Here is a 399-nt window from a genome sequence, read left to right as displayed (position 1 = left end):
CCGTCGCGGTGCCGCCGCGGCCTGGGACTCCGGCGGGAGGAAGTGGTCGGTGGGAGTCCTCACGGCGGACAATCACGCACGGCGCCCCTCAAGGCGCAACCGTGGCCGGCGGGTCTTCGAGAATGGCCTGTTCACTCCCGGCAGTCCCGGGAGCCTCGTCGAGCCGGTGGGCCACGCGTGCACGAAGGCTGAAGGGAATGCCTCGTGAGCGCGTCAGTCGCTCCGCGCGGGCCTTCAGCGCGCCTCGGGCGGGCTTCTCCGGGTGCGCCAGCGCCACGAGGATGCAGTTGGCCGTCTCCTCCACGTCGAAGGCGTAGAGCTGCGCGAAGCTCGCGTGCCAGGTACGGACCATGGCGTGGAAGAACGGATTCGGGGTGCGGACGACATTGCTCACCACCG

At 70.4% G+C, this 399-nt stretch carries 1 pseudogene; it reads right to left on the bottom strand.

The features are described from left to right. Positions 1 to 88 precede the first annotated feature (88 nt). Positions 89 to 399 (bottom strand): annotated as a pseudogene (locus D7Y04_RS44885) (hypothetical protein); the annotation flags it as partial.

It is taken from the genome of Corallococcus sp. AB038B, from assembly GCF_003668955.1.
Classification (GTDB): domain Bacteria; phylum Myxococcota; class Myxococcia; order Myxococcales; family Myxococcaceae; genus Corallococcus; species Corallococcus exiguus.
The sequence above is the reverse complement of the archived record's forward strand: the minus strand, read 5'-3'. Positions and strand labels throughout refer to the sequence as shown.